Annotated in this window: 3 protein-coding genes; 1 reads left to right on the top strand and 2 read right to left on the bottom strand. The window is 55.9% G+C overall.

Annotation, left to right across the window (positions count from 1 at the left end; translation table 11 throughout):
- The coding region (locus K1Y02_26805) for an IS1595 family transposase (protein MBX7259994.1) at window positions 1-107 on the top strand (107 nt) is incomplete at its 5' end.
- Window positions 108-1190: 1083 nt separating this feature from the next.
- On the opposite strand, the gene K1Y02_26810 is transcribed toward K1Y02_26805, so the two are convergent.
- Window positions 1191-1730 (bottom strand): hypothetical protein, encoded by a 540-nt coding sequence (locus K1Y02_26810; protein MBX7259995.1) that lies wholly within the window; start codon window positions 1728-1730, stop codon window positions 1191-1193.
- Between the two features lie 175 nt (window positions 1731-1905).
- On the bottom strand, window positions 1906-2481 hold the full coding sequence (locus K1Y02_26815) for an HNH endonuclease (GenBank protein ID MBX7259996.1): 576 nt from the start codon (window positions 2479-2481) through the stop codon (window positions 1906-1908).
- Window positions 2482-2667 lie beyond the last annotated feature (186 nt).

The following is a 2667-nucleotide window of genomic DNA, read 5'->3' on the forward strand; positions in this document are numbered from 1 at the left end:
GCCGCTTTCGCCTGCGCGAGATGCTGCCGCGTCTGCTTCATGCGATGATCGGCTGCAGCCCTTGTGCCGAGCCGCTTTTGCGCCAGGCTTCCAATTTCCTGGGCTGAGGTTTGGCGCTAATCAGGTCCTCCAAAGCACGCATCGTCTTCGGAAAGGCCTCGGACAGAGCCTGTACGAACTCTAGCGTTGAAAATGCACGGTTACCAAAGAAATCAAGAATCTGATCAATCTGGGACTGTGGTATTTCGGACACCTGTGATTCCTCCAAGTGAGACCTAACGAATGAATTACGATGAACCGCGAAGCGGGTTTGTCATCAATAATTTGTTAGTCACCATACGCGGCAATGTAAACAACATAGTTGTCTCCGTTCTTGCCGCCTGTGCTGGCGCGGTAAGCGCTATCTCTTTTTTCTGCGTGATACTTCTTGCGAGTCACGGGCTCGGTAGTTAAACACTTGAACAAATCCCTCTCCATGGCGAGCGCATCTGCCTTGGTAAGGCCAGTCTCCAGCACATAGTAGAATGGGAAACCGTGAGACCTGTACGACCGACGGCGACTAACGCTATTTGAAGTTATGCCCACAAGATACTGCCTGATCCGCGGGGAAGCGACCAGGGCTTTGATTTGTGGAATATGGTCGGATGCTCTCATATCAGAACCTAACGAAGCTGCAGAAATACTGGCCCCGATATTGCTCGCATGACGTGCAGCGATCAAGGAAGCCGCCATCGCGCGTGTCAACGAGACGGCACTACGCCTCTGGACGGCCGAACCACACCGCCTGAGCTTCGATTCCGATCACTTCAGCGCCATGCCGGCCACCGCGCACTGATCGGTTCCGTATCTTCTTGCGTTGCCCGAGTGAAACGTCGATGACAAACGTGTCGGCCCCCGGAACGAGCAAGCCAATAACTCTACTGGCCACCCGTGGCCGATTGAACGTGTGGCTTTATTCCGGTGGGTGAGCAGGGCTTTCGAGCGGCGACAGCCGCGAGCCTGCGAACGCCACCGCGCCTGCATGCGCGCTGGCCGGAATCCTGGCCAGAGCGCCGAGCGCTCACCTAAAGGCCGGACATGACCGAAGGGAATCCCAGTGGGACACGACTGCAACCGCACCGTTCCCCAAACGACGGATCACTCGGTCACTTGCGTGAGGAGTCCATACAAGGGGTTAGGCCTCCCTGCGCTCAAGCTATGCGATTCCATGGGCGACGCGGTGGATTCACGATGGTGCGCAGATGATCTGAAAGAAAGTTGTCCGTCTCTTTAACGTAGCGCTTCACTTCAACTTCGAGGTCTACTAGCTGCCCGAAACGGATGTACCTGCTCTGGCCGCCGCGATGAGCGACCTCTCCCCGCAGCACAACGAAGTCGTCGATTGGTGCTGAGCCCTTGCTCCATGTGGTGCCGATGTCTGGAATGGCTAGGAAGTCCTCAAATAGTGGCTTCAACTTGTGGTGCTTCGGAGTGTGAAGCTTGTCCACTCGTGCTTTGATTGCATCGGCGTAGATCTGAACCCACGTTGGCGTATTCAACTGAGCTGCTGTCCAAGGGGTCGAGTTGTTGTTTGCATGGCTCGTCACCTTCTGTCGAACGGCCTGCGGCAATCCGTTGATATCCGGCAGGCGGTTAGCCGTGATCTGCGCGCCTTCAGCAAGGACCATCTCTACGTACCGTTCCCAAGCCGCGCACAGGAGCAGGAGGCCGCCTCGTGTCAGGTGACCCAATCCCCGCCTTCCTCTTCCTCTACCACTCTCTCGCCTATGTAGCAGGACCAACCGATGAACATCGGTGAGGTTCTGATTGAACTCGGAGTACGCTTCGGATGGCATTCTGGGAGGCCTAACATCTGAGTTAAGCCGCGCCGCGAAGCGGCGTCGGCTTGAATTAATTGTTATCCGTTTAGCGAGTTATTAGTAACGCATCTACGGCATTGGACTTGCTTCGATTACAAGAGCGACATAGTAGACGGAGATTCGTCACCGAAGTAGGGCCGCCTTTTGAGAATGGGATGATGTGATCAAATTCAATCTGGTCATCAGGGACGTACTTATGACACGCCTGACACACGTGATTGTCCCGACGCACAACTCGGAGCATGACTTGACGTGGTATGTGCCGTCCCGACTGCCTGTACTCTTTCGTTTCGGTACCCCCGCTCTGGCTAAAGAAGACCGGGCAGGCGTGACCAAAAATCTTGCAGTTCACTTCTTCAGCAGCGAAGCCTTGTATAAACTCCCAATCATCGGGCTGGTTCACGTGTAGGGCCTCGATAGCCCACCAGACTTCTTGCTCCGTCTTGGCCTTGCCGCTCATCAGTTGGGAAAGCGCTTCGCTGTAGCGCGACCGGACTTGCTCAGGCTTGCATGACGCTCCGGCCCAAGGGAAGTACTCAACCATCGGGCCGTATGGGCAGTACTTAAGCTCCCAGCAAGGCTTACAGACCGACCCCTTGGGAAAGCCCTTTTTTCGAGCCACGACGATCCCCCAAAACGGCTAACTCAAAATTGGTTTCAAAACGCCGTCTATCCCCGCCACCTAATCTGACCCGCCCGCGGGCGCCGGCAGGGGATTTTCCAGCCATCCTGCGGACTTGCGCGGTGTCGGCTCCCTTCTCGGCAGCCTAATCTGACGCGAAAGACGGCGGCACGTTCACGAAGGCAT

It is taken from the genome of Candidatus Hydrogenedentota bacterium (assembly GCA_019695095.1).
GTDB lineage: Bacteria > Hydrogenedentota > Hydrogenedentia > Hydrogenedentales > SLHB01 > JAIBAQ01.